We start from the raw sequence: 25298 nt of genomic DNA on the forward strand, positions 1-25298 counted from the left end.
ATGCCGGTACTGGTGATCACGGGCACGGGCACGGAGGTCGGCAAGACGGTCACCACGGCGGCCGTCGCGGCGGCGGCGCTGGCGGCCGGCCGGTCGGTGGCCGTGCTGAAGGCCGCGCAGACGGGTGTGGCCCCGGACGAGCGCGGGGACGCCGACGAGGTCGTCCGGCTCGCCGGTGCGGTGACGGCGCGCGAGGTGGCCCGCTATCCGGAGCCGCTGGCCCCCGGGACCGCCGCGCTGCGGGCGGGGCGGGCGCCGGTGCGGCCCGAGGAGGTCGCCGAGGCCGCCGCCAAGCTTGCGACCGAGCACGACCTGGTGCTGGTGGAGGGGGCCGGCGGTCTGCTCGTACGGTTCGACGCCGCGGGCGGGACCCTCGCGGACGCCGCCGGGCTGCTGCGCGCTCCGGTCCTGCTCGTCGCCTCGGCGGGGCTCGGCACGCTCAACACCACCGAGCTGACCGCCCGTGAGCTGCGCCGGCGCGGGCTCGATCTGCTCGGGGTGGTGATCGGCAGCTGGCCCGCGCACCCCGATCTCGCCTCCCGCTGCAACGTCGCCGACCTGCCCGAGGTGGCCGGCGCCCCGCTGCTCGGCGCCCTGCCCGAGGGCGCCGGGGCGCTCGCCCCCGCCGACTTCCGCACGGGCGCGCCGCGCTGGCTCGCCCCCCGGCTCCTCGGCCGGTGGGAGGCGGCGGCGTTCGCCGCGCGGGAGGCACCGGCGCCGCTCGGGTAGTACGGCCGCGGCCGCCGCGCCTGTGCGCCGCTCCGTGGGCCCGGCGGCCGTCCGTGGCCGCCGGGCCTGCCCACGGCTCCCGGTCAGCGGATCACGGGGCGGGTAGCGGATCACGACGGCAGTGGGTCACGGCGACAGTGGGTCACGAGGGCAGTGGATCACGGGGACGGTGGATCACGGGGGACGGTGGGTCACACGCTCCACCGGCGCAGTTCCCGCGCTATCTCCTGCACCGACGCGTCACCGCTCTTGACCAGCCTGGCCAGATCGCGCACCTGTTCGGGAGAGGTGGCGACCTTCAGACCGCTGGCGACCAGGTAGGCGTACGCCACCGCGGAGGCGAACAGGGCGTTGGAGCGCTCCAGCGCGGGCACGTGGACGAGGAGTTGCAGCAGCGCGGCGGCCCGCGCCTGCGGCGAGTCGTAGACGGGGACGTCGAAGATCTCGGCGCGGTGCCGTGCCACCGCGGCGACGAGGGCGCCCCAGTCGGTGACCTGCGGATCGCCCGGTGTCATGCGTTCGGCGAGCATGAGCAGCCAGGCGAGGTCGACGGTGATGTCGCTCAAGGGCTCAGCGCCGGTCTTCGCCGGTCGTCGCCCGGGACGGCGAGCCCGCCCCGTCGAACTCCTCGGCGAAGACGGCCTCGTAACTCTTCATGAAGTCGGCGGCGGCCTCCACGAAGGTGCGGCCCACCTCGCCCGTGTCCTGGCGGACCAGTTCCTCGATGTAGCGGTTGACGCTCATACCGCGGGCGAGGGCACGTTCGCGGGCGGCGCGGGCCGTGCCCTCGTCCACCCGTACGTTCAGCTGGGTCTTCGCCATACCTCGACGCTAGCGCCGAACCGCTAGCAGCGGCAAGCGCGGCCCCTGGTCCGTGCCCGCCGGCCCGAGCCGCTGGCGGCGGCCGCGTACGGATGATGGAATCGCGGCGGGCGCCCGCCGCCCCGTCCGGTCCGTCTCACTTCATCTCACGCCCGGCTCATGTCCCGTCCAGCTGAGGAGAGTTCATGCCGCGTCCGTTCCGCTTCGGGGTCAACCTGCTCGATCCGGCGTCCGCCGGTGAGTGGCGCGCCAAGTGCCGCAGGGCCGAGGAACTCGGGTACGACGTGATCCTCGTCCCGGACCATCTCGGCTGGGTCGCGCCGTTCCCGGCGCTGGTGGCGGCGGCCGAGGCGACCGAGCGGCCCCGCCTCGGCACCTTCGTGCTGAACGCGGGCTTCTCCAACCCCGCGCTGCTGGCCCGCGAGGTGGCCACGACGGACGCGCTCACGGACGGCCGGCTCGAACTGGGGCTCGGCACGGGATACGTACGCGAGGAGCACGAGCGGGCCGGGCTGCCCTGGGGTACGCCGGGCGAGCGCGTCGCCCATCTGCGGCGCACCGTCGAGGAGCTGGACCGGCTGCTCGGCTCCCCGGACCACCGGCCGCGAGCGGCGCAGCGGCCCCGGGTCCCGCTGCTGATCGGCGCCAACGGCGACCGGATGCTGCGGCTGGCCGCCGAACACGCCGACATCGCGGCGTTCACGGGCGCCCGGCCGTCCACGGACGGCGACAGGCTGACCCCGCTGACGGCCGAGGAGCTGGACGAGCGGGTGGCGCTGTACCGCACCTACGCGGCAGGGCGCGCGGAACCGGCCGAGCTGAACCTGCTCATCCAGCTCGTCGCCGTCACCGACGACCCCGGGCCGGTCCTCGCGCCGCTGTTGGAGCGGCAGCCGCAGCTGACCCCGGACGCGGCCATGGAACTGCCGATCGTGCTGGTGGGCACGCTGGACGAGATCGTCGCGCGGGTGCACGCGCACCGCGAGCGGTTCGGGTTCTCCTATCTGACGGTGCTCGAACCGCACATGGAGGCGTTCGCGCCGGTCCTGGAGGCGCTGCGGGGGCAGTGAGGGGGTGGGGCGGCGGGGCGGGGCCGCGCGGGCACGGCTGTGCGGGCAGGGCCGCACGGGCACGGCTGTGCGGGCAGGGCTGTGCGGGCAGGGCAGTGCGGGCACGGCTGTGCGGGCAGGGCTGTGATGTGATCACGCCATGAATGAGCTGCGCATACGCCCCGCGACCGCCGACGATCTCTCCGCCGTCCTGGATTTCTGGCGGACGGCCGCGGAGGGCACCAGCATCAGCGACGACCGGGACGGCGTGGCCCGGCTGGTCGGCCGGGACCCGCAGGCGCTGCTGCTGGCGGAGGACGCCGGCGAGCTGGTCGGCACCGTGATCGCGGGCTTCGACGGCTGGCGCTGCCATCTGTACCGGCTCGCGGTGCGGCCCGACCGGCGGCGCCGGGGCGTCGGCGCGGCGCTGCTCGCCGCCGCCGAGGAGCGGTTCGCCCGGCTCGGCGGTCGGCGCGGCGACGCGATGGTGCTCACCGGCAACGAGCGGGCGCACCACGTCTGGCGTGCGGCCGGCTACGCGCCGGAGGAGCACTGGCGGCGCTGGGTGAAGCCGCTGGACGGTCACGAAAAGTGATGCGGCCGGCACGGAGAAGGTGTTTTTGCCCGTCCTTTACCATGGAGGGACACTCGTTCCTCCATGAAAGGTTGTGAGCGTCCGTCCATGGGCGAGCCTCCCAGTAGCCCCGCGCACCACCGAGCGGTCCCCCGCGTCCTGTCCGACCATGGGACGGGGGTGACCCGATGACCGAAGTGCTGCTCCTGCTCGTGGCGGTCCTGCTGTCACTGGCCTGTGGCGCCTTCGTCGCCGCCGAGTTCTCGCTCACCACCGTCGAGCGCGGCGCGCTGGAGCGGGCGGCGGAGCGCGGTGAGCGCGGTGCCGCCGGTGCGCTCAAGGCCGTACGGAACCTGACCTTCCAGCTGTCCGGCGCGCAGCTCGGCATCACCGTCACCAATCTGGTGGTCGGCATGCTCGCCGAGCCGTCGATCGCCGCGCTGCTGGCCGGTCCGCTCCAGTCGCTCGGCGCGTCGCGGTCGGTGGCGACCTCGGTGGCGCTGGTCGTGGGTACCGCGCTGTCCACGGTGTTCCTGATGGTCGTCGGCGAGCTGGTGCCCAAGAACTGGGCGATCTCCGCGCCGCTCGCCGTGGCCCGGCACGTCGCCACCCCGCAGCGCTGGTTCAGCGCCGCCTTCCGCCCGTTCATCACGCATCTCAACAACACGGCCAACCGCGTGGTGCGCCGGTTCGGGGTGGAGCCCGCCGAGGAGCTGGCCTCCGCGCGCGGCCCGCAGGAACTGGCGGCGCTGGCCCGGCACTCGGCCAAGGAGGGCGCCCTGGAGGCGGACACCGCCGAGCTGTTCGTCCGCACCCTCAACCTCGCCGACCTCACCGCGGAGAACGTGATGACACCGCGCGTCCAGGTCGTCGCCCTGGAGGCCCAGGCCACCTGCGAGGACGTGGCGAACGCGACCCGGGCCACCGGCCTGTCCCGCTTCCCCGTCTACCGCGGCAACCTCGACTCCGTGGTGGGCACGGCCCACGTCAAGGACGTCCTCGCGGTGCCCGCCGAGCGACGGACCCGCGTACGGGTCTCCGAGATCATGCGCGAGCCGCTGCTCGTCCCCGAGTCGCTGACCGTGGACCGGCTGCTGGACCGGCTGTCGGGGCGGCGGACGATGGCGGTCGTCATCGACGAGTACGGCGGCACGGCGGGCGTGGCCACGCTGGAGGACATCGTCGAGGAGGTCGTCGGCGAGGTGCGCGACGAGCACGACCCGCACGAGACGCCGGACCTCGCCCCCGCCGGGGCCGACGAGGAGGGCCGCGCCCTGTACTCGGCCGACGGCTCCGCGCGCGTGGACCAGCTCGTCCGGGTCGGCTGGCGCGCGCCCGACGGGCCCTACGAGACCCTCGCCGGTCTCGTCGCCGCGGAACTGGGCCGGATACCGGAGACCGGTGACGTCCTGGAGGTCGCCGGGTGGCGACTGGAGGTGACGGACGCGAGCGGGCGGCGGGCGGCCCGGGTGCTGCTGCACGCGCCGCTCGACGACGCGGACCTCGCCATGGTCCCGGAGCGCGCGGGGCGCCGGGGCGGCCGACGCGGCGACGAGCAGGCCACCAGGAACGCGCAGCACGCACAGGACGCACAGGACGTGCAGCACGCGCAAGACGCGCAGGACGGGAAGAGGGCCGGCCGGTGACCGCCGTACAGATTCTGATCGGTCTGGCGACCCTCGTCGTCAACGCCTTCTTCGTCGGCGCCGAGTTCGCGCTGATCTCGGTGCGCCGCAGCCAGGTCGAGCCGTACGCCGAGCAGGGCGACCGGCGCGCCAAAAGCGTGCTGTGGGGCCTGGAGCACGTGTCCGCGCTGCTCGCGGCGGCCCAGCTCGGCATCACGCTGTGCACGCTGGTCCTCGGTGTGGTCGCCGAGCCCGCCATCGCGCATCTGCTGGAGCCCGTGTTCCACGCGGTGGGCGTGCCGGCCGGCGCGGGACACGCCGTGTCCTTCGTGATCGCGCTGGCGCTGGCCACCTATCTGCACATGCTGCTCGGCGAGATGGTGCCGAAGAACGTCGCCCTCGCGGAGCCGGTGCGCAGCGCGCTGCTGCTCGGCCCGCCGCTGGTCGCGCTGTCCCGCGCCCTGCGCCCGGTGATCTTCACGGTGAACACGTTCGCCAACGCCCTGCTCAAGCTGTTGCGGGTGGAGGCCAAGAACGAGGTCTCGGCGACCTTCACGGACGCGGAGCTGGCCCAGATCGTCAAGGACGCCGGGCAGGCCGGTCTCATCGACGACCGGGCGCAGGAGCGGCTGCACGACGCGCTGGAGCTGGGCAGCAGGCCGGTGCGCGATGTCGTGCTGCCGCTGGAACAGGTCGTCTACGCGCGCGTGGGGGTCACCCCGGAGCAGTTGGAGCAGCTGACGGCGGAGTCCGGGTTCTCGCGTTTCCCGGTGGTCGACGAGGGCCGCCGGATCATCGGCTATCTGCATGTGAAGGACGCGCTGGACGCCTCGCCGCGCTCCGAGCCGTTCCGTCCGGGTGACATGCGCCCCATCGCCCGGGTCAGGGAGAGCACCCCGCTGGACGACGTGCTCACGGCGATGCGCGGCAGCCGGACGCACCTGGCGGCCGTGCTCGGCTCGGACGGGCGGCTGGCCGGTCTGGTGACGATGGAGGACGTGCTGCGGGAACTGTTCGGGCAGCCTGCCTGAGCAGCCGCCCCGTCCGGCCGGGGGCCGGACGGCCCCACCCGGGGCCGCGCCCCCCGGCCGCCGACGCGGGGAGGCCGCGGCCCGGCGGGGGTGCGGGGAGGCCGCGGCCGGGGGGTCCGGGTTCGGACCGACCGCTTGGTATGCGGCCGGTCCGGCGGGATACCATCGCTCACGCCATGCAGACGTATCCCACGTACTCCAGTCTGGTCGCGGTCGGCGACTCCTTCACCGAGGGCATGTCGGACCTGCTGCCCGACGGCTCCTACCGGGGCTGGGCCGACCTCCTGGCGGCCCGGATGGCGGCCCGCGCCCCCGGCTTCCGGTACGCCAACCTCGCCGTGCGGGGCAAGCTCATCGGGCAGATCGTCGACGAGCAGGTCGAGGTGGCCGCCGCCATGCGGGCGGACGTGGTCACCCTGGTCGGCGGGCTCAACGACACCCTGCGGCCCAAGTGCGACATGGGCCGGGTGCGGGGCCTGCTCACCGAGGCGGTGGAGCGGTTGGCGCCGTCGTGCGAGCGGCTGGTGCTGATGCGCAGCCCCGGCCGCCGGGGTCCCGTCCTGGAGCGGTTCCGGCCGCGCATGGAGGAGCTGTACGCCTGCGTCGACGAGCTTGCGGCGCGGCACGGCGCGGTCGTCGTCGACCTGTACGGCGCCGCCTCCCTGGCCGATCCGCGGCTGTGGGGCGTGGACCGGCTGCACCTGACCGGCGAGGGACATCGCCGGGTCGCGGAGGCGGTGTGGCAGGCGCTCGGCCACGAGCCGGAGGACCCCGAGTGGCACACGCCGCCACCGGCGACCGCGCCGCCGGGCTGGCTGGACCGCCGGATCGCGGACGCCCGCTTCACCCGTGAGCACCTGCTGCCCTGGATAGGCAGGCGGCTGACCGGCCGCTCCTCCGGTGACGGCCGCCCGGCCAAGCGCCCCGAGCTACTGCCCTGGGCAGAGCCCGACCCGGCCCGGCGCCCGGCGGACGCCTAGCTAGGACCTGTCCGGCGGACGGCCGCGCCGCTTCGGGCCCGCCCCCCTGCCGTCCCGCACCGTCTCGCACCGCCCCCCGTGCTTTCGTAGGTTCCGACGAACACCCCTGTGGCGCTGGCCTGCAGGAATCGCCAGTAGAATCCGTACACGTGACTTCCGCTCCCGCCAAGCCCCGCATCCCGAACGTCCTCGCCGGACGTTACGCCTCCGCCGAGCTCGCCACGCTCTGGTCGCCCGAGCAGAAGGTGAGGCTGGAGCGGCAGCTCTGGCTCGCCGTGCTGCGCGCCCAGAAGGACCTCGGCATCGAGGTGCCGGACGCGGCCGTCGCCGACTACGAGCGCGTCCTGGACCAGGTCGACCTGGCCTCGATCGCCGAGCGCGAGAAGGTCACCCGGCACGACGTGAAGGCCCGCATCGAGGAGTTCAACGACCTCGCCGGGCACGAGCACGTGCACAAGGGCATGACCTCCCGCGACCTCACGGAGAACGTGGAGCAGCTGCAGATCCGGCTCTCCCTCGAGCTGGTGCGCGACCGTACGGTGGCGGTGCTCGCGCGGCTGGGCAAGCTGGCCGCGGAGTACGGGGAGCTGGTCATGGCCGGCCGCTCGCACAACGTCGCCGCGCAGGCCACCACCCTCGGCAAGCGGTTCGCCACCGCGGCCGACGAGCTGCTGGTGGCGCACGGACGGATCGAGGAACTGCTCGGCCGCTACCCGCTGCGTGGCATCAAGGGCCCGGTGGGCACCGCCCAGGACATGCTGGACCTGCTCGGCGGCGACGCCTCGAAGCTGGCGGAGCTGGAGCAGCGGATCGCCGCCCACCTGGGCTTCGGGCGGGCCTTCACCTCGGTCGGCCAGGTCTACCCGCGCTCCCTGGACTACGAGGTCGTCACCGCGCTGGTGCAGCTCGCTGCGGCGCCGTCCTCGCTGGCGAAGACGATCCGGCTGATGGCCGGGCACGAGCTGGTCACGGAGGGCTTCAAGCCCGGCCAGGTCGGCTCCTCGGCGATGCCGCACAAGATGAACACCCGCTCCTGCGAGCGCGTCAACGGCCTCATGGTGATCCTGCGCGGCTACGCCTCGATGACCGGGGAGCTGGCGGGCGACCAGTGGAACGAAGGCGACGTCTCCTGCTCTGTGGTGCGCCGGGTCGCGCTGCCGGACGCGTTCTTCGCGCTGGACGGGCTGCTGGAGACCTTCCTGACGGTGCTCGACGAGTTCGGTGCCTTCCCCGCGGTGGTCGCCCGGGAGCTGGACCGCTACCTGCCGTTCCTCGCCACCACCAAGGTGCTGATGGGGGCGGTGCGGGCCGGTGTCGGCCGCGAGGTCGCCCACGAGGCCATCAAGGAGAACGCCGTCGCCACCGCGCTCGCCATGCGCGAGCAGGGCGCCGAGCGCAACGACCTGCTCGACAAGCTGGCCGCCGACGAGCGCCTGCCGCTGGACCGCGCCCGGCTCGACGAGCTGATGGCGGACAAGCTGTCCTTCACCGGCGCCGCCGCCGACCAGGTCGGCGCGGTCGTCGCCCGGATCGGGGAGATCGTCGAGAAGCACCCGGAGGCCACCGCCTACGCCCCGGGGGCGATCCTCTGACCCGCCCCACCCAGGCCCAGCTGGAGGCCGCCCGCGACCGGCTCGTACCGGACGTGGTCGCGGACGGCCTCAGCGTGCTCTTCTGCGGCATCAACCCCGGCCTCACCACCGCCGTCACGGGGCACCACTTCGCCCGTCCCGGCAACCGGTTCTGGCCGGTGCTGCACCGCTCCGGTTTCACCCCGCGGCTGCTGGCCCCCGCCGAGCAGGCCGAGCTGCTGACGTACCGGCTCGGCATCACCAACGTGGTCGCCCGGCCCACGGCGCGGGCGGACGAGCTGACCGCCGAGGAGTACCGCGAGGGCGGGCGGCTGCTGGAGCGGAAGGTGGCCCGGCTGCGGCCCCGCTGGCTGGCCGTGGTCGGCGTCACCGCGTACCGCGCGGCCTTCGCGGACCGGGGAGCGCGCATCGGTCCGCAGGAGCGGACGATCGGCTCCGCCCGGGTCTGGGTGCTGCCCAACCCCAGCGGTCTGAACGCGCACTGGACGGCGGAGACGATGGCCGAGGAGTACGCCAGGCTGCGGGAGGCCGCCGAGGGCTCCGCGGCCGCGGAGACCGCCTGACGGGTCACGGCGGGTCCCGGTCGGTGACCACCGCGAGCAGCTGGAACGGCAGTTCGCGGTCCCACTGGGACACGCAGAGGACTATCCACCGGCCGGTCTCGTGCGACCGCCACAACCGGACGTCCGGCACATGCCCGCTGAGCGAGGCCCACGGCTCCCCCGGTGCCTCGCCCCGCACGGTCCGCTCGAAGACGCCGTAGAGGCTGAACTCCTGCGGAGCGCCCCACCGCTCGGTCAGCCGCTCCCCCAGCCCGTCCAGCTCGCACGCGAACTGCTCCGCCGTCTCCTCCCGGCGGGTGCCGTCGTCCTCCCAGAAGTCGTCGCTCGTCTCCAACTCGGCCGTCAGGAAGCCGGGTCCGGCCGTACCGGCGTCCGTCCGGCCGGGCTCGGCGGGGAACTCCCCGGAGCACAGCCGGTCGATCACGGCGAGAGCCTTCGCGATGTCCATGCGTTCCAGTAAAGCGGGCACCACTGACAATTGGCGGTGCGTCAGGGTGGGGTCGGCCGCGGGGCGGGACGCGGACGGCCCGTGGGGGGGCGCGGACGGCCCGTGGGGGGGGCGCGGACGGCCCATGGGGGTGGCGGCGGGGCAGCGGTCGGCGCCGTGGTGCGGATCGCGGGAGACGGGTGACGGACGGGGGTGACGGCTGGCGGGGCCGTCGCGGACGGGACGCGGTCCGGATTTCCTTTTCGGGGTGCCGGAGGCGGGTTCCGGGGCGGCCCGGCCGGACCGCCCGACCGTGCGCAGCGCGCCCGCCGTCCCCGGCACTCGCTGCCCCGGCCCGCGCCGAGTACGATCCGCCCAACACGCGCACGAGCTGGGAGGAAGGACGTTGGGGCGGCTGACCGGCGGGGATCCCTCGCTGCTGCGAAGGATCAATTCCGCGGTGGTGCTGCACGCGCTGCGTGCCACGGACTGCGCGACGCTCACGGAGATCACCCGGGTGACCGGGCTGTCCCGGCCCACGGTCGAGGGCGTCGTCGAGGACCTCATGGAGGCGGGGCTCGTCGCCGAGAAGGCCGCCGAGGAGGGCGCCGCACGCCGTCAGGGACGGCCCGCGCGGCGCTACCGGTTCCGTGCCGAGGCGGGGCACCTGCTCGGCCTGGAGATCGGCCCCCACCGCGTGGCGGCGCTCCTGTCCGACCTCGACGGGCGGGTGCTCGGCGCCCAGGCCAAGGAGGTGGGCGAGACGGCGGACGCGGACGAGCGCCTGGAACGGCTGCGCACCGCGGTCGCCGAGCTGCTGCGCCGGGCCGGTGTCCCGCGCAGCTCCCTGCGGGCCGTGGGGGTCGGCACGCCCGGGATCGTCGAGGCGGGTGGCATCGTCCGGCTGGGCACCGCGCTGCCCGGCTGGACAGGGCTGAACCTGGGCGAGCGGCTCAGCCGCTCCTTCCGGTGCCCGGTGCTGGTCGAGAACGACGCCAACGCGGCGGCGGTCGCCGAGCACTGGAAGGGTGCCGCCACCGACTCCGACGACGTGGTGTTCGTGCTGGCCGGACTGAGTCCGGGCGCCGGTTCACTGATCGGCGGGCGGCTGCACCGCGGGTTCGGCGGCGCGGCGGGCGAGATCGGCGCGCTGCACCTGCTGGGCCGGGGCGTCACGCCCGAGACGCTGCTGTCGACCACGGACCAGCCGCTGCACCCCCTGGACGAGCAGGCGGTGGCGGCGGTGTTCGCCCAGGCCCGCAAGGGCGACCAGCAGGCGGTGGCGGCCATGGACCGCTTCATCCAGCGGCTCGTCCACGACGTGGCGGCACTGGTGCTGGCGCTGGACCCGGAGCTGGTGGTCGTCGGCGGCTGGGCGGCCGGCCTGGACGGGGTGCTGGAGCCGCTGCGCGGCGAGCTGGCCCGCTACTGCCTGCGTACGCCGCAGGTGACCCTGTCGATGCTCGGTGAGGCGGCCGTGGCGACGGGCGCCCTGCGGCTGGCCCTCGACCATGTCGAGGAGGAGCTGTTCGCGGTGGAGAGCAAGGTGGCGGCGGCCCGGCACTGAGGACGGGCGGGGCGGCGGCCACCGCCCCGAGGGCCGCGAGCCCGCCGGGCGGGCCGGGGCAGGCCCGTGGTGGCGGACCTGCCGGCCGGTCCGTCGTGACGGAGCTGCCGACCGGCGCCGGTCCGGCCGGGGTCAGGATGCCTGGCGTTCGGGCCCGTGGTGGATCTCCACGCCGCCGGAGTCCCCGAAGGTGAGGCGGCAGGTGTCGGCCCGGTAGGTGGCCACCGAGAGCGCGGCGGTGCGTCCCCCGGCGATGAAGCGGGTGGTGACGACGAGGACGGGGGCGCCGGGCAGCCGGTCCAGCTCCTTGGCGTCGTCGGCGCGGGCGGAGCCCAGCTCGACGGCCTGCTCCTGGCCCTCCAGCTCCAGGTGCTGGAGCTCGCGCAGCACCGCACGCGCGCGTGCCGCGCCGGAGGGCGCGTCGATCGCGGTGAGGCCGGGCATCGAGGACGCCGGGATGTAGAGCAGCTCGGCGGCGACCGGCTGGCCCTGGCTCACCCGGGACCGGCGCACCGTGTGCACGGGCTGGTCGCGGTCGGTCTCCAGGGCGTCGGCGACGGCCGCGGGCGGTGCCGCCTGGACGCAGTCCACGGGATGCCAGGCGTCGTCCGCCGCACCGGGCCAGGCGTGCTGCTCGGTGCCCACGGCCACGCCCACGCGCGGCGGCGCGACGGTGGTGCCGACACCGCGGCGGCGCTGGAGCCTGCCTTCCAGCTCCAGCTGTTCGAGCGCCTGGCGCAGGGTCGCGCGGGCCACGCCGAAACGGGCGGCCAGCTCCCGCTCGTTGGGCAGGATCTCGCCGACCGAGAACTCGGAGTCCAGTGCCTCACTGAGGACGGTCCTCAGGTGCCAGTACTTCGGCTCCGGCACCGATTCCAGCTGCGTGGTCCCCACCCTGTCCTCCGCAATCGCCGTGGTCCGGCGGCGTTTTAGCGCCCTTGTTTATTAAAGGTTGTTGTACTTCTCTGCGACCATAGGGCTGCCGCCGATCCTTGGTCAAGACCAATCATCGGCCGCTTGTGGAGAAGACGGCTGTCACGCGGTAAGCGTTCACGTGACGTTCGCACAAGCCGTCATTCGTGACATGACGGCAAAACCCCCGTCGCGGGGACGGGGGCCACCAGGGGCATGCCGCACAGGGCTCTTCACAGGGGCGTCGCCGCCGAGGGGGCACTGTCGGCGCGATGACCAGGAACCGCACACCGGGGGCTACCCGCGGGTAGTAATTGCTGACAAGCTGTCTACTCAGCGTCCGTCAGCGATTGCCGAGATTCCCGACGAGGAGCACCCCATGTCCGCCACCGTCTCCTTCCCGGTCCCCTCCCCGCACGGCCCGCGGACCGTGACCCTGTCCTACGCGCGCGTGGGCGACGGTGAGCCGCTGCTCCTGCTGCACGGCATAGGCCACCACCGACAGGCGTGGGACCCGGTGATCCACCTCCTGGCGGGCGAGCGGGACGTCGTCTCCGTGGACCTGCCCGGCTTCGGCGCCTCGCCCGCCCTGCCGGACGGGCTGCGGCACGACCTGCCGACGATGAACGCCGCCCTCGGCGCGCTGTGCGAGACCCTGGAGATCGACCGGCCCCATGTGGCCGGCAACTCCCTGGGCGGCCTGCTCGCACTGGAGATGGGCCGCGAGAAGCTCGCGCGGTCCGTCACGGCCCTGTCGCCCGCCGGGTTCTGGACCGAGGCCGAGCGCCGCTACGCCTTCGGTGTCCTCCAGGGGATGCGGGCCGTCGCGCGGCACACGCCGCTGCCGCTGGTCGAACGGCTCTCCCGCACCGCGGCCGGGCGCACCGTCCTGACGAGCACCATCTACGCCCGTCCGGGCCGCCGGTCACCCGAGTCGGTGGTCGCCGAGACGCTAGCCCTCGCGCGGGCCACCGGGTTCGAGGAGACCCTCCGTGCGGGCGTCGGGGTCCGCTTCGCGGACGACATCCCGGACATCCCCGTCACCGTGGCCTGGGGCAGCAAGGACCGCCTGCTGATCCCCCGGCAGGGCGTGCGCGCCAAGCAGACCGTCACGCGCGCCCGGCTGGTGCGGCTGCCCGGCTGCGGGCACGTCCCGATGAACGACGACCCGGCGCTCGTCGCGCGCGTGCTGCTCGACGGCAGCCGCTGAGCGCCGCCCGGCCCGCCGTAGCGCCCCGGACCCCATGGCGACCCCCGCGCCCACCAGGGCGCTGCCCGCCGCCTGGGCCGCCCCGTAGGAGCCGGTGCCGACGAGGGGCGCGGAGCAGGCGGCGGCGACCGGGATGAGCCCGGAGAAGAGGGTGGCGCGCTCGGCGCCGAGCCGCTGCATCCCCATGTACCAGCACACGAAGCCGACGACCGTCACGACCGCCGCCTGCCACAGCAGTGCGGCGGTCTCGCCCGCGTCCGGGCGCCGCAGCCACGCCGTGCCGTCGAGCATCACCCCCGCGGCGGCCGCCTCCACGGCGGCGACGCCGCACACCACGGCCGACAGCAGCCGCGGCCCGAGCGGAGCCAGCACCGGCACGGCGAGCACCGCGAAGCCCACCTCCCCGGCCAGCGCCCCGGCGGAGAAGGCGATCCCGGCGCCGTCGGTCCGCCCCCAGCCCTGCACGGTCAGGGCCCCGGCGGCGACCAGCGACGCCCCGTACAGCACGGCCCGCTGCGGACGGCGTCCCTCCAGGAGCGGGACGAGGACGGCGACGACCACCGGGGCGCAGCCCACGAGGACACCGGGCACCGCCGGTTCAGCGGTGCGCTCGGCGGCGATGACGGCCAGGTTGAAGCCGACCATGCCCACCGCGGCGAGCAGCGCCAGCCGGGCCCACCGCCGCGGCGAGAGCGCCCCCAGCCGCGCCCGCGCGCCGCGCCCGGCGAGCGGCAGGAGCAGCAGGCAGGCCAGGCCGTAGCGCAGGAACTGGCCACCCGCGTAGGGGTAGTGGCCGAGGACGCTGTTGGCGGTGAAGGATCCTCCGACGAGGACACAGGCGAGCGCGGCGAGCAGGGCACCGCGCGAGGTGGTGGCGTTCATGACGGCGACGCTAGGCAGCGCGGCGGTCCGGTTTAAGGTCCACTTCCATGACGTCATCGGGGACCAATCCGGCTACGGCGGCCGGTACCGCCGCCTGGGAACTGCTGCTGCCCGCCGCGTCGGTGCCGGCCCGCGCGCGCGGCCGCACGCTCCAGGCCGCGCTGCGCGAGGCCGTCCGCTCCGGCCGGCTCTCCCCGGGGACGCGGCTGCCCTCGAGCCGTGACCTCGCGGCGGACCTCGGCGTGTCCCGCGGGCTGGTGACCGAGGCGTACGAGCAGTTGACGGCGGAGGGGTACCTGCGCAGCGGGCGCGGTGCGGGTACCTGGGTGGGCGGCTCGGTCCGGGCGGCCCGCACGCGCGCGCGTGACCTCGCTCCGGGTACGCCCGGGACCCGCGCCGACTTCGTGGCGGGCACCCCCGACCTGTCGCTGTTCCCGCGTGCCGCGTGGACGGCCGCGCACCGCTCGGTGCTGGCGGACCTCCCCCACCACGCCCTCGGCTATCCCGATCCGCGCGGTCTGCCCCACCTGCGCGCGGCCCTGGCCGAACTCCTCGCCCGCCGCCGCGGCGTCGTCGCCGACCCCGAGCGCCTCGTGGTCGTCTCGGGCGTGGCGCAGGCCACCTGTCTGCTCGGATCCGTGCTGCACGCGCGCGGGACACGGGCGGTCGGCGTCGAGGACCCGGGCAGCCCCCAGCACACGTCCCTGTACGCGTCCGTCGGTGTCGGCACCGTCCCGCTGCCCCTGGACGGAGAGGGTCCGGCCCTCGGCCCGCTGCACCGGTCCGGGGTGCGGGCCGTGGTGACGACTCCGTCCCACCAGTTCCCCACCGGGATCGCGTGCTCCGCCCGGCGCCGCGCCGGACTGCTGGACTGGGCGCGGTCGGTGGACGGCATCGTCTTCGAGGACGACTACGACGGCGACTTCCGCTACGACCGTGCCCCGGTCGGTGCCCTCCAGGGCCTGGACCCCGAACGCGTCGTCTACGCGGGCTCGGTCAGCAAGTCCCTGGCGCCGGGGCTGCGGCTGGGGTGGCTGCTGGTGCCCGACTCGCTCGCCGACGACGTCGTCGAACGCAAGCGGACCATGGACCTCGGTCACCCGGCCGTCGACCAGGCGCTGTTCGCCCGCTTCGTCGAACGGGGCGAATACGACCGCCAGTTGCGCCGCTGCCAGCGCGCCTACCGGGAGCGCCGGGACACGCTCGTCGCCGCCCTGGAGGAGCACTTCCCCGGCGTACGGCTGTCGGGGATCGCCGCGGGGCTGCACCTGATCGCCGCCCTGCCGCGGCGGTACGGGCCCGAGGAGCGGTTCCTCGCGCGCGTGGGCGGCGCCGGTGTCGCGGTCCGCTCCCTGGCGTCGTACACGCACGCGCGTGCCGGTGCGGTGCCGGGCACCGGGGAGCTTCCCGCGCTCGGGTGCGGGCCGGACGGAGGCGGTGGCGGCGCGGACGACGGGGGCACGGACGGCGGCGCACGGGCCTCTCGGGCATCGCGGGCCGAGGGTGACGCGGGTGTGCGTCTCGTCCTCGGATATGCGCATCTGCCGCCCGCCCGGATCCGTGCCGGGGTGCGGCTGATGGCGGAGGCGGCCGCGCGTAGGCCGGCAGACGGATAGGCCGGTGAGCGCGTAGGCCGGTGAGCGCGTAGCCCCATGAGCCCGTAGGCCCGTAGGTGGCGACCGTCGCACCGGGGCGGCGCGCCGGGGGCGCCACCCGGGCGGCCTGCGCGCGGGTGGCTGTTCACCCGCGGTTTCCGTCTTCGCCTCACTGCACCAGTAGGTGTGGCTGCGAACACTGGCCGGATCTCGTCCCTGGAGGCGTCCGCATGTCCCCTCGTCCGCTCCCCGGCCGTCGCAGCGTGCTGCGCGGCTCACTGGCCGCGTCGGCGGCCCTGACCCTGCCCGGCGCGCTCGGCGCGGCACCGGCGCTCGCCCTGTCCGGCCGCCCCCGGGCGGGCTGGGGCGTGCAGGCGGGCGACGTGACCGCCGACTCGGGCCTGGTCTGGGTGCGCTCCGACCGCCCGGCCCGGATGATCGTCGAGACGTCCGCCACCGAGTCGTTCCGCAACCCCCGCCGGTGGCACGGCCCGCTGCTCGGCCCCGGCTCGGACTTCACCGGCACGGCCCGGCTGCACGGGCTGCCGTCCGGCGAGCAGATCCACTACCGCGTACTGCTCGCCGACCCGCACGACCCGCGCCGCACCGGCGAGCCGGTCCACGGCACCTTCCGCACCGCCCCCGCGCGGCGCCGCCAGGGCGTGCGGTTCGTGTGGTCGGGCGACATCGCCGGGCAGGGCTGGGGCATCAACGAGTCGATCGGCGGCTACCGCATCTTCGACGCCATGGCGAAGCTGGACCCGGACTTCTTCCTGTGCAGCGGCGACAACGTCTACGCCGACGGTCCGATCGAGGCCACCGCCGCGCTTCCGGACGGCAGCGTCTACCGGAGCGTCACCACCGAGGAGAAGTCGCACGTCGCCGTCTCCCTGGCCGACTACCGGGGCAACTTCCGCTACAACCTGCTGGACGGTGCGCTGCGCCGGTTCAACGCCCAAGTGCCCGGCATCATCCAGTGGGACGACCACGAGGTGCGCAACAACTGGTACCCGGGCGAGGTCATCGGCGGCGGCACGCCCTACCCGGCCGGCACCCGGCTGGACGATCTGGCGCTGCGGGCGCGGCGGGCCTTCTCCGAGTACTTCCCGATCTCCACGGTCAGCGGCCGTCCGGACGGCCGGATCTACCGCGTCCACCACCACGGCCCGCTGCTCGACGTGTTCGTGCTGGACATGCGGACCTACCGCAACGCCAACTCGCCCGACGACCAGAAGCGCGACCCACAGGGCATCCTCGGCGAGGAGCAGCTGCGCTGGCTCAAGCGGGAGCTGTCCCGGTCCCGGGCGGTGTGGAAGGTGATCGCCGCGGACATGCCGCTGGGGCTCGTCGTGCCGGACGGGGTCGAGGGAAAGCCGAACTTCGAGGCGGTCGCGCAGGGCGACCCGGGCGCGCCGCTCGGCCGCGAACTCCAGATCGCGGAGCTGCTGCGGTTCGTCAAGCACCGGCGGATCACCGGCACGGTGTGGCTGACCGCCGACGTCCACCACACCTCGGCGCAGCACTACGACCCGTCGCGGGCGGCGTTCAAGGACTTCGCGCCGTTCTGGGAGTTCGTCTCCGGTCCGCTCAACGCGGGCGCCTTCCCGGCCAGCGAGCTGGACGGCACGTTCGGCCCCGACCGGGTGTTCGTCAAGGCGCCCGCCGTCGCCAACGTCTCACCCGCCGAGGGCTACCAGTTCTTCGGCGAGGTCGACATCGACGGCGGCAGCGGGGAGCTGACGGTCCGGCTGCGGGAGCAGGACGGCAGTGTGCTCTTCACCAAGGTGCTCCAGCCGGGCCGGGTCGGGCAGTAACCGGCCCCGGACGTCCCTGGCCGGTTCACGGACGTCCTTCCCCGCCGCCGCGCACCGGCCGGATCCCCCGGTGCGCGGCGGCGTCCCCCGACCGGCTCCAACTGACCGTGCGGGCGGGTGCTTTCGCAGGTCAGGGCCGATTGTCAGTGGTCGCCTCTACGGTTTTCCCATGACGCGATCTTTGCAGAACGTGACCTATCGGCGACCCTCTGTGCTGGAGTCCGCCGACGGCGGCCGACGTCTGGGGCTGGAGACCTCCCAGGGCTCCACCCCGGCGGGCGCCGAGGACCATCCGCGCTTCTTCGCGGGCTTCCTGACGCGGCCGCAGACGGCGGCGGCGGGGCTGCTGGCGGTGGCGGACGTGGCCGCCGCGCGCTACTACCAGCCGCAGTTGCGCGCCTCCCTCGATCCGGTGGTGACGGGCAACGGCGACCGGCTGCGCTTCGAGTCCTTCTCCGGCTGCTGCGGGGTGTACGCGCGCCTGGACGTCCTGCGCTCCGGTCTCGACGGCGGCGACGTCGGGCACGGCACGACCAATGTCGACGTCAACAACCCGCTGCGCGAGGCGCTGTCCCGGATCGGTGCGGACGATCCGCTGCATCTGCGGGTCGGCCCGGAGGAGCTGGCCGTGACCACGCTGGACGGGCCGGTGGTGGAGAAGAAGGTCCCGCTGCCCGACCGGTGGCTGCGGGGCTTCGCCGAGGCCCAGGTCATAGCGTCCGCCTTCGATCTGCGGGCCGAGCTGACCGCGGCCGAGGCGGTGCGCTTCCTGCGGTCGCTGCCGCGCGGCAGCCGCGGCGGCGGCCCGCGCTGGGTGGTGCCCGCGGGGCGCACGCTGCGGCCCACGACACGGCCGGTGCCCGGCGCGGTGTGCCTGCCGGGGCCGGAGCGGCTGGCCTCGCTCCAGCGGGTGCTGCGCCATGCGACGGCCCTGCGCATCTACGGCCCGGCGGTGGGCGGCGACGCCGCGGCGGCCAGCGCCTGGGAGGCCGTCCTGCCCGGTATGCGGCTGACGCTGACGCTGTCCCCGGACGCCTCGCGCGGCTTCTCCGGCGAGGGCGGTGTCCTGGAGGCGCTGGCCGGTGAGGAGGCCGCCGAGGACGCCGAGCTGATCTCGGTGCTGCTGGCCTGGGAGCCCCGCGTCGACATCGCCGACCTGGCCGCCTCCTCCGGGCTGACCCCGGAGCGCGTGCGCGCCGCGCTGGTGCGGCTCGGCACCTCGGGCCGCGTCGGCTACGACACCGCCGAGGCCGCGTACTTCCACCGGGAGCTGCCCTACGACGCCGGGCGCGCCGAGCGGCACAACCCGCGGCTGCGGGCCGCACGGGCACTGGCCGACGCGGGCGCGGTGGCGCTGGACGGCGCCCTGGCGACGGTCACGGCCGAGGACGGGCACACCCACCGGGTGCGCGGCGAGGACGGGGCGCTCAGTTGCAGTTGCCTGTGGTGGGCGAAGTACCGGGGCGGACGCGGACCGTGCAAGCACGCGCTCGCGGTGAGCATGGTGCGGCGCGGCCGTACAGGTGGGACACAGAACGGGACGCGCGGCGGCGCGGCGGTCGACGGGGGTGCGCGATGAGCGGGCTGATGGACGCGGTACGGGCCGGACGGACGGCCGAGACGGTCGCCCTGCTCGACGGGATGACCGACGCCGAGCGACGGGCGGAGTTCCCCGCGCTGAAGGAGTTGCGCAAGGAGCTGCGGGCCGCGCGGTGGGGCGCGGAGTCCCGCCGCGCCTACCCCGCGCTGCACGCGGCGGGCGCGGCCTGTCAGACCGGGGCGGCGGGCGTGGCGACCTGGATCGCGGCCGCCGACATGCGCTGGCCGGGTGCCGCCCCCGCGGTCTTCCTCCATCTGCTGGGCGACCGGGATCCGGCCTGGCTGACCGACGTGGTGCACCGGCTCGCCCAGCGGCCCGCCTCCTCGGGGGTGCGGTTCGAGCTGATGGCCGGACTGGTGCGGCTGGCCGGCTGCCCGGTGCCGACGACCGACGCCTATGTGCGGGGCTGGGCGCAGCACATGGCCGGGCTGTGGCAGCGCGGTGGCCATCTGGCGGACCGGCTGCGCGGCGAGCCGCAGCTGAGGGAGCTGGTGCGGGCGCTCTTCGCTACGGAGGACATCGGCGGAGTGCTCGGCTGGGGCTCGGAGGAGGGCCCGCACAGCTGGCACGGCGCGCTGGCCCTGCTCACCGCGGACGGCAGGCTCGATCGCGCGGAGACGGTCGACGCCTGTGTGGCCCGGCTGCTGCGCGGCGGCTCCACCGGTGACCACCGGGCGTTCCTGCGGGTGCTGAAGGCGCTCGACCTGACCCGCGAGGAGGAGCGGGCACGGGTGGCCGACTGGGTGGCGATGGCCTCCGACGCGGCGTCCCCGGTGGCCGCCCACGCACAGGCGCTGCTCGGCGCCCTGGCCCTGGACGGTGAACTGCCCCACCGCGCGCTGGCGCAGTTGTCCGCCGCGGTCCTGTTCCGTCCGGAGCGCAAGCTGGTGCGGACGCAGCTGGTGCTGCTGGGCAAGGTGCTCGGCCGGGACGCCGGCGCCGCCGACGCGCTGCTGCCCACCGTCGCCGGGGCCTTCGGGCACGAGGACGCGGATGTGCAGGAGCGGACGCTCAAGCTCGTGGAGCGGCATCTGAAAAAGCTGCGGTCCACCGAGGCGCGGGCGTCCGTCGTGGCGGCGGCCGGGCAGCTCGGGCCCGCGCTGCGCGCCCGCGCGACCGGTTCCCTGGGCGCGGCGCCGCTGGACGCGTCCGCGCTGGTGCACGAGGAGATCCTGCCGCCGGTGCCGGGCCCGGCGCGGCTCGCCCCGGCCCCGTCCTCGCCCGCCGAGCTGGCCGAGGAGGTGGGGGCCGCCCTGGCGGCGGAGAGCGACAGCGCCACGTTCGAGCGGACCCTGGACGGGCTGGTGCGCCACGCGTTCAGCGATGCGGCGGCGCTGCGGGAGGCGCTGGAGCCGGTGGTCGCCCCCCGCTGGTGGGCGGAGACCGAGGAGCACGCCGCCGTGCGCGTCGAGAGCCGCTTCCACCGGCACTACCGGGGCCTGGTGGGCACGTCGGACGCCCTCGACCTGCTGCTGGTCGCCCTGCACGAGAAGGTGAGCGTCACCAGGCTCCACCGCGCCACGCAGGCAGAGGTGCCCAGGCACCTCTGCGGGCACGGCGCGCTGTCGCACGCCTTCGACAGCCGGGTGTGGGAAGTGGCGTACCGGATACGGACTCGGCCGCTGCCCTTCCTGCTCGCGACGCCCACCTGGAGCACGGGCCTGCTGGAGCCCGGCGAACTGGTGACGCGCCTGGAGGAGTACGGGCGGCTGGGGGCGCGGGTGGCGGCGGCCGACTTCGCGCAGGCCCTGCTGCGGGTGCGGCGCGAGGACCGCGCGGCGGCCGAGACGGCGGCCCGGCGGGCGGCGTCCCTGGGCACGGCGGAGGGGGCCCGGCTCGCCCGCTGGCTGGCCGAGGAGCGCCCCGAGCTGCCGGTGGTCCGGCGGACCACGTCGGGTCCGGCGATCCTGACCGAGTTCGGTGAACTGCGCGAACTCCAGCAGGACTTCCCGCCCGCCTTCCGGGCGCTGGGCAGGCCGGTGAGCGCGTCCCAGGAGGGGCGCGACTGCTACCACTGGTACGACTCGCTGAAGGCGCAGTGGCCGGCCGTGCTGCCCGAGCGGCGTGAGCTGGTGGCGGTGCGGATGCTGCGCGACCTGTCCCACCTCGCCCTGCACGACGTACGGGGCATGTCCCATGTGCTGCCGCTGCTGGCCGAGTCCGGCGGGGAGGCGGGCGAGACGACGCATCTCGCCGTGGCGTACGGGCTGGGGGCGCGGCATCCGGAGGACCGGCTCGCCGCCGTCGACGCGCTGCTGGTGCTGGCGGCGCGCGGGCAACTGGACGCGCCCCGGCTCGGTGCGGACCTGGGGCAGCTGATACGGCGCGGCGCCGTGAAGCCGCTCCGCCTCGTGGACTCGCTGCGGACGGCCGCCGCCACCGGAGCGCACACCACCGTGTGGAACCTGCTGGGGCACACCCTGCCCGTGCTGCTCGCCGATCTCGCCACCGACGGGCCGGCCGCGCCGGTGCGCGGGCTCGGGGAACTGCTGGCGGTCGCCGCCGAGTGCGCCGAACGGTCGGGGGCGCGCGGTGAGCTGCCCCACCTGGCCGGGGCGGCGGAGCGGCGCGGCTCGTCCCGGGTGGTCACGGAGGCCCGCCGGCTGCGCGGCGCGCTGACGGCGGGGCTGGCCGCCTGACGCGCCACGGCTCCCGTCCGGGAGCGGCACACCTCCCATCAGTCATCGACTGAAGGAAACCCACCGAAGAGCACCGACCGACACGAAAGGCGGTATAACGCGCAGATCCGCGCTTTACCAGTAAGTCACAGAGCGTTCGTGATCACGCAACACGGCTCCTCCACAGTGACGGCATGAGAAGAGAAATGTCTGATGTGACACGGATCACGCGGCACGGGCGTCCGGTGCACCACTGGCGTCGGGACATGGTCGAACTGGCGGCGCTGTTCACGGCCGTCGCGGTGGCCGACGCGGTGGCGAACCTGATCGGGCACGGCCCGGACGGGCCCGCCCTGCTGGTCGCCTCGGCGCTGGTGCTGCTCGCGACGGCGGGCTTCCACACCTGGTGGGCACGGCGCCACGGTCACGCGCCTCCCCCGCCGGAGGATACCGGCGCCCGGCCGCACGCCGCCGGGGGACGGCAGGCCGGGTCCGCGCCCGGGTCCACACCGGCGGCCGGGGACCGCGCCGCGGCGGCGAGCACGCTGTGGCGGATGCGGACGACGGTGCGGGACGAACCGGGGTCGCTGGCCGTGCTCTGCGCGGCCCTGGCCGAACGGGGCGTCGACATCCTCAGCCTCCAGACGCATCCGCTCGCGGAGGGCACGGTGGACGAGTTCCTGCTGCGCGCCCCGGGCGGCACCGAGGCGTCGGAGCTGACCCGGTCGGCGCGGTCGGCCGGTGGCACGGACACCTGGATCGAGCGGGCCGACGCCCACGACCTGGTGGACGCGCCGACGCGGGTCCTCGGCCTGGCGGCCCGCACCGCGCTGGACACCGCGGAACTCCCGCTGGCGCTGCGCCAGTTGCTGGGCAGGTGCACCATCCGTTCGCTGCCGGGGCGCCCGGCGGGCGGCGCGGGCGCCGACGGGGAGGTGCCGGCCGAGGGCGTACTGGAGGACACGGTGCTGAGGCTGCGGGCGCCCGAGGGCGGGGTCATCACCGTGGAGCGGCCGTATCTGCCGTTCACGCCCACGGAGTTCGCGCGGGCCCGCGCGCTGGTGGAGCTGGACACGCGGCTCGGTCCGCGGGTGCCGCGCGGCCAGGACGTGCTGACGCTGCCCGAGGGCGAGGCGATCACCGTGCGCCGTGCCGACACCGACGACCTCGCGGCGGCCCGGCGGATGCACGAGCGCTGCTCGGCGCGCACCCTCGGCCTGCGATACCACGGACCGGTGGGGGACGCCGACCGCTATCTGAACCACCTTCTCAGCCCGCGCTTCGGCCGGACCCTCGCCGCGCAGACCGCGTCCGGCCGGATCATCGGCCTCGGTCATCTGCTCTGGGACGGCGACGAGACTGAGGTGGCCCTGCTCGTCGAGGACGACTGGCAGCGGCGCGGTGTCGGCGCCGAACTGCTGGGCCGGCTCGTGGCCCTGGCCGTCGAGGCGGGCTGCGCGAGCGTGTACGCCGTCACGCAGGCGGCGAACACCGGCATGATCAGCGCCATGCGGGGTCTCGGCCTGCCGCTGGACTACCAGATCGAGGAGGGCACCTTGGTGATCACGGCCCGGCTGGACACGGGAGCGGTCTCCGGCCGCCCGGCGGCGTACGACAGCCGCCGCGAGGAGTACGACGGGCCGGGCCGCTCACGCGGCTGACCACGGACGGGCAGCACCGCTGACCACGGACGGGCAGCGCCGGTCCGCGGCCCGACGCACACGCTCCCGGTCCGCGGCCCGGCGCACACGCTCCCCCACGCGCCCCACCCGCGTGCCGCCGCTCCCACGGTCCACCACAGCCCACCGAGCACCACCCGCTCCCGATCGGCGGCCGCCCTCTCCGAAGCCCCCAGCGGGACCCTCGGAGAGGGCGCTCCTCCGGACGGAGGTGCTCAGTTCACCGCCGGATGCAGCCCTTGCGCCTCCCGGCGGTCCCGGTCCTGCGGCTGCCGGTCCCCCAGGGCCGCGTCCAGGTCGGCCCACAGGTCGTCGATGTCCTCCAGACCCACCGACATCCGCAGCAGGCGGTCGCTGACCCCGGCGCCGCGCCGGTCCTCGGCGTCCACGATGCGATGGCTGATGGAGGCGGGGTGCTGGATCAGCGTGTCCACGCTGCCCAGACTCACGGCGGGCGTGATCAGCCGCACCCGGCCGATGACCTCGTGCGGGTCGCCGTGCACCTCGAAGGCGACCATCGCGCCGCCGATGCGCGGGTAGTGCACACGGGCGATCCGGGGGTCGGCCGCCAGCCGGGCGGCCAGTTCGGCGGCCGTGGCCGAGGCGGCGCGTACCCGCACGGGCAGCGTGGACAGGCCGCGCAGCAGCAGGTAGCCGGCGAGCGGGTGCAGGACACCGCCGGTGGCGAAGCGCACCTGGCGCAGGCGCCCGGCGAGTTCCTCGTCGCAGGCGACGACACCGGCCATCACATCGCCGTGCCCGCCCAGGTACTTGGTGGCGCTGTGCAGCACCAGCCGGGCGCCCTGCCCGGCCGGGCGCTGGAGCACGGGGGTGGCGAAGGTGTTGTCGGCGAGCAGCGGTACGGAGCCGCAGGCGTGGGCGACGGCCCGCAGGTCCACCTCGGCCAGCGTCGGGTTGGCCGGGGACTCCACCATCACCAGGCCGGTGTCCGGGCGCAGCGCGTCGGCGATGCCCGCCGGGTCGGTCCAGGTCACCTCGGAGCCGAGGAGTCCGGCGGTCAGCAGATGGTCGCTGCAGCCGTACAGGGGGCGTACCGCCACGACGTGCCGCAGGCCCAGGGCGGACCGGGTGAGCAGGACCGCGCTGAGCGCGGCCATCCCGCTGGCGAAGGCGACCGCGGCCTCGGTGCCCTCCAGCCGGGCGAGGGCGGTCTCGAAGCGGGACACGGTCGGGTTGCCGAGGCGCCCGTAGACGGGCGGCCCCTCGAACTCGGCGCCGTCGGCGGCGAAGGCGTCGATGCGGGCGGCCTCGGCCCGGCTGTCGTAGGAGGGGTAGGTGGTGGACAGGTCGATCGGCGGGGCGTGCAGTCCCTGCCGGGCGAGGTCCTCGCGGCCGGCGTGCACGGCCTCGGTGGCCAGGGCGCGGGGTGCGGGAGGCGGGTCGTCGTACGCGGACGTGCGCGCGGAGTCCATGGGCGTGTCCATGACGGAAGAGTGAACAGCGGCCGGGGTCGCCGGGCGAAAGGCCGTGTTACGTTCGGCACATGGCCGCCTCAGTCGTACTGGATCCGGTGGATCTCCATCTGCTGCGACTGCTGCAGAACGACGCCCGGACCACCTACCGCGATCTCGCCGCGCGGATCGGGGTCGCTCCGTCGACCTGTCTCGACCGCGTGACCCGGCTGCGCCGCTCGGGCGTGATCCTCGGCCACCAGCTGCGGCTGGACCCCGCCAAGCTGGGCCGTGGTCTCCAGGCACTGCTGTCGGTGCAGGTCAGGCCGCATCGCCGGGAGCTGGTGGGGCCGTTCGTCGACCGGATCAGAGCGCTGCCGGAGTCGCTGACGGTGTTCCATCTGACCGGGCCCGACGACTACCTGGTGCATGTGGCGGTGGCGGACATGGCGGATCTGCAGCGTCTGGTGCTGGACGAGTTCACGGCACGGCGCGAGGTGGCCCGGGTGGAGACCCGGTTGATCTTCCAGCAGTGGGACTGCGGGCCGCTGCTGCCGCCGGGCGAGCGGCCCGCGACGCTCTGAGCGAAATCGGACCGGTAACCGGCGGTTCCGGGC

21 protein-coding genes and 1 pseudogene are annotated in these 25298 nt (G+C 75.0%); 16 read left to right on the forward strand and 6 right to left on the reverse strand.

Going from position 1 to position 25298, the window contains the following annotated elements; translation table 11 throughout:
* Positions 1 to 729, forward strand: a complete 729-nt coding sequence (gene bioD / locus A8713_RS04180) for a dethiobiotin synthase (RefSeq protein ID WP_064531474.1) — start codon at positions 1 to 3, stop codon at positions 727 to 729.
* A 191-nt stretch (positions 730 to 920) separates the two neighbouring features.
* On the opposite strand, the gene A8713_RS04185 is transcribed toward bioD, so the two are convergent.
* Positions 921 to 1259, reverse strand: coding sequence for a fic family toxin-antitoxin system, toxin component (locus A8713_RS04185; protein ID WP_381740553.1), 339 nt, complete (start codon positions 1257 to 1259; stop codon positions 921 to 923).
* A 40-nt stretch (positions 1260 to 1299) separates the two neighbouring features.
* Positions 1300 to 1551, reverse strand: coding sequence for a hypothetical protein (locus tag A8713_RS04190; protein ID WP_064531476.1), 252 nt, complete (start codon positions 1549 to 1551; stop codon positions 1300 to 1302).
* 185 nt (positions 1552 to 1736) lie between these two features.
* On the opposite strand from A8713_RS04190, the gene A8713_RS04195 reads away from it, so the two are divergent.
* From A8713_RS04195 to mug, 7 genes are all read left to right on the forward strand, one after another.
* Entirely contained in the window at positions 1737 to 2621 is an 885-nt protein-coding gene (locus A8713_RS04195) for an LLM class F420-dependent oxidoreductase (RefSeq protein ID WP_064531477.1), read from the forward strand.
* A gap of 139 nt (positions 2622 to 2760) precedes the next feature.
* The gene (locus A8713_RS04200) at positions 2761 to 3195 is read left to right on the forward strand and encodes a GNAT family N-acetyltransferase (protein ID WP_064531478.1); all 435 of its coding nucleotides are present in this window, start codon (positions 2761 to 2763) and stop codon (positions 3193 to 3195) included.
* A gap of 167 nt (positions 3196 to 3362) precedes the next feature.
* On the forward strand, positions 3363 to 4820 hold the full coding sequence (locus tag A8713_RS04205) for a hemolysin family protein (RefSeq protein WP_064531479.1): 1458 nt from the start codon (positions 3363 to 3365) through the stop codon (positions 4818 to 4820).
* Complete coding sequence (locus A8713_RS04210; RefSeq protein WP_064531480.1) at positions 4817 to 5830, forward strand: hemolysin family protein; 1014 nt, start codon at positions 4817 to 4819, stop codon at positions 5828 to 5830. Before A8713_RS04205 ends, A8713_RS04210 begins: the two co-directional genes overlap by 4 nt.
* Before the next feature lie 176 nt (positions 5831 to 6006).
* Positions 6007 to 6810, forward strand: coding sequence for an SGNH/GDSL hydrolase family protein (locus A8713_RS04215; protein ID WP_064531481.1), 804 nt, complete (start codon positions 6007 to 6009; stop codon positions 6808 to 6810).
* A gap of 149 nt (positions 6811 to 6959) precedes the next feature.
* Positions 6960 to 8402 (forward strand): adenylosuccinate lyase, encoded by a 1443-nt coding sequence (gene purB / locus A8713_RS04220; protein WP_064531482.1) that lies wholly within the window; start codon positions 6960 to 6962, stop codon positions 8400 to 8402.
* The gene (mug, locus tag A8713_RS04225; RefSeq protein ID WP_079159238.1) at positions 8399 to 8965 is read left to right on the forward strand and encodes a G/U mismatch-specific DNA glycosylase; all 567 of its coding nucleotides are present in this window, start codon (positions 8399 to 8401) and stop codon (positions 8963 to 8965) included. The genes purB and mug overlap by 4 nt, the downstream gene beginning before the upstream one ends.
* Positions 8966 to 8969: 4 nt before the next feature.
* Here mug and A8713_RS04230 read toward each other — a convergent pair whose 3' ends face one another.
* Positions 8970 to 9413 (reverse strand): hypothetical protein, encoded by a 444-nt coding sequence (locus tag A8713_RS04230; protein WP_064531484.1) that lies wholly within the window; start codon positions 9411 to 9413, stop codon positions 8970 to 8972.
* 385 nt (positions 9414 to 9798) lie between these two features.
* On the opposite strand from A8713_RS04230, the gene A8713_RS04235 reads away from it, so the two are divergent.
* Positions 9799 to 10959 carry an ROK family transcriptional regulator gene (locus A8713_RS04235; protein WP_064531485.1) on the forward strand — a complete coding sequence of 387 codons (1161 nt, stop codon included), beginning with the start codon at positions 9799 to 9801 and terminating at the stop codon, positions 10957 to 10959.
* 132 nt (positions 10960 to 11091) lie between these two features.
* Here A8713_RS04235 and A8713_RS04240 read toward each other — a convergent pair whose 3' ends face one another.
* Positions 11092 to 11853: a GntR family transcriptional regulator gene (locus A8713_RS04240; RefSeq protein WP_064531486.1), complete on the reverse strand. Its 762-nt coding sequence runs from the start codon at positions 11851 to 11853 to the stop codon at positions 11092 to 11094.
* Between the two features lie 397 nt (positions 11854 to 12250).
* Here A8713_RS04240 and A8713_RS04245 point away from each other — a divergent pair, with 397 nt between their 5' ends.
* Positions 12251 to 13081: an alpha/beta fold hydrolase gene (locus tag A8713_RS04245; protein ID WP_064531487.1), complete on the forward strand. Its 831-nt coding sequence runs from the start codon at positions 12251 to 12253 to the stop codon at positions 13079 to 13081.
* A 477-nt stretch (positions 13082 to 13558) separates the two neighbouring features.
* Here the strand turns inward: A8713_RS04245 and A8713_RS34870 are convergent.
* A pseudogene (locus A8713_RS34870) lies at positions 13559 to 14020 on the reverse strand (EamA family transporter); the annotation flags it as partial.
* Here A8713_RS34870 and pdxR point away from each other — a divergent pair.
* From pdxR to A8713_RS04275, 5 genes are all read left to right on the forward strand, one after another.
* Positions 14011 to 15579: a MocR-like pyridoxine biosynthesis transcription factor PdxR gene (pdxR, locus tag A8713_RS04255; RefSeq protein ID WP_064531488.1), complete on the forward strand. Its 1569-nt coding sequence runs from the start codon at positions 14011 to 14013 to the stop codon at positions 15577 to 15579. The pseudogene A8713_RS34870 and the gene pdxR overlap by 10 nt on opposite strands.
* Positions 15580 to 15788: 209 nt before the next feature.
* Positions 15789 to 17372, forward strand: coding sequence for an alkaline phosphatase D family protein (locus tag A8713_RS04260; RefSeq protein WP_064531489.1), 1584 nt, complete (start codon positions 15789 to 15791; stop codon positions 17370 to 17372).
* Between the two features lie 169 nt (positions 17373 to 17541).
* Complete coding sequence (locus tag A8713_RS04265) at positions 17542 to 18951, forward strand: SWIM zinc finger family protein (protein WP_064531490.1); 1410 nt, start codon at positions 17542 to 17544, stop codon at positions 18949 to 18951.
* Positions 18948 to 21611, forward strand: coding sequence for a DUF7824 domain-containing protein (locus A8713_RS04270; protein WP_064531491.1), 2664 nt, complete (start codon positions 18948 to 18950; stop codon positions 21609 to 21611). Before A8713_RS04265 ends, A8713_RS04270 begins: the two co-directional genes overlap by 4 nt.
* A gap of 185 nt (positions 21612 to 21796) precedes the next feature.
* Positions 21797 to 23251: a GNAT family N-acetyltransferase gene (locus A8713_RS04275; RefSeq protein WP_079158833.1), complete on the forward strand. Its 1455-nt coding sequence runs from the start codon at positions 21797 to 21799 to the stop codon at positions 23249 to 23251.
* 233 nt (positions 23252 to 23484) lie between these two features.
* Here the strand turns inward: A8713_RS04275 and A8713_RS04280 are convergent, their stop codons facing one another.
* Positions 23485 to 24702 carry a trans-sulfuration enzyme family protein gene (locus tag A8713_RS04280; RefSeq protein WP_064531492.1) on the reverse strand — a complete coding sequence of 406 codons (1218 nt, stop codon included), beginning with the start codon at positions 24700 to 24702 and terminating at the stop codon, positions 23485 to 23487.
* Between the two features lie 71 nt (positions 24703 to 24773).
* Here A8713_RS04280 and A8713_RS04285 point away from each other — a divergent pair, with 71 nt between their 5' ends.
* Complete coding sequence (locus A8713_RS04285) at positions 24774 to 25265, forward strand: Lrp/AsnC family transcriptional regulator (protein WP_018571136.1); 492 nt, start codon at positions 24774 to 24776, stop codon at positions 25263 to 25265.
* The last annotated feature ends 33 nt before the right edge of the window (positions 25266 to 25298 follow it).

The organism is Streptomyces sp. SAT1, assembly GCF_001654495.1.
In the GTDB taxonomy this organism is placed as follows: domain Bacteria; phylum Actinomycetota; class Actinomycetes; order Streptomycetales; family Streptomycetaceae; genus Streptomyces; species Streptomyces andamanensis.